Annotated in this window: 1 protein-coding gene; it reads left to right on the forward strand. The window is 67.5% G+C overall.

All coding sequences use genetic code 11. The annotated features are described in order from the left end of the window. Window positions 1–1,259, forward strand: a 1,259-nt coding sequence (locus AC1DXV_RS34815) for a hypothetical protein (protein WP_477938072.1), incomplete at both ends; no start/stop codon positions are given.

Genomic DNA, 1,259 nt, shown 5'->3' on the forward strand with positions numbered 1-1,259 from the left:
CCAGCACCGAGATGAGCCAGCAGTGGGTGTACGACAGCCTGGGGCGGCTGGTCAGCAACCGCACGACCGTGGCGAACGGGCCGAGTTTTGCGAGCGCGCTGAGCTATGACGCGAACGGCCGGCAGATGACGCAGACCTGGCCGRCCGGGTTGACCGTGAACTACGGCTACACGCCGAAGGGGTTCCYCGGCACGGTGTCATTGGCGACAGCGGTGACGATGAACCCGCTGCCAGCAACCCCGGGCGGCACGCCGGGTGCGAGCGTCACGCTGCCGGCCGGCACGATGCTGTGGCAGGCGCAGGCCTACAACGCCTGGGACCGGCTGGAGCAGCAGAAGTACAGCAACGCGGTGGTGAGCAGGTCCGGCTACGAAGCCGCGACGGGCCGCGCGAGCAGCCTGACGACGGGCAAGGCCRACGCCACCGACGTGCTGAACCACGGCTACGTGTGGGACAGCCTGGGTCGGCTGACGAACCGCAATGATGCGAACGGAGACGGCGCGACCGGCGCGGTGACGGAGAACTTCGAGCACGACGCGCTCGGCCGGCTGCAGCGCTACACGGTGGCCGCTCCGGCAATCAGCGGTTTGGTCCGGACCGTGAGCCTGCAATACAACGCGCTGGGCAGCATCCTCTACAAGAGCGATGTCGGCATCTACAACTACGGCGCGCAGGGGGCGAATGCGGTGCGGCCGCATGCGGTGCAGAGCATCGAAGGGGCAGCGGCCAACACCTACGGCTTCGACGCGAACGGGAACATTGCCAGTGCGACGGCGGGCAAGTACCGCGGCATCACGTATACGGGCTTCAACCTGCCGGACAGCCAAGCCGGAGTGCAAGGCCCAGCAGGCGGCCCCAAGCTACGTGTGGAACTACGACGAGGACCATGCGCGTATCCGCGAGATCCGGACGATCCCGAGTGGCGCCAACGCCGGCATCCGGACCACGTGGTACCTGCACCCGGACAACACCGGTGGGCTGGCCTTCGAGAGCGAGGTCAATGCGCCGATGAGTCCGAGTGCTGCGAACCCTGCGATCACGAGCAACCGGCACTATCTGAGCGCGGGCGGCCAAAGCCTCGGGGTGCTGGTCACCACCGGTGCGCTGCCTTCGCTGGGCGCCCCACAGAACGCACCGCTGACCGCGGTGAAGTTGGAGTACTGGCACAAGGATCACCTGGGGAGCATCGCTGCGACGACGGACCACAACGGCGACGTGACGGCGCGAGACGCGTACGACCCGTTCGGCAAGCGTCGCTT

It is taken from the genome of Rhizobacter sp. P3_C12 (assembly GCF_056402735.1).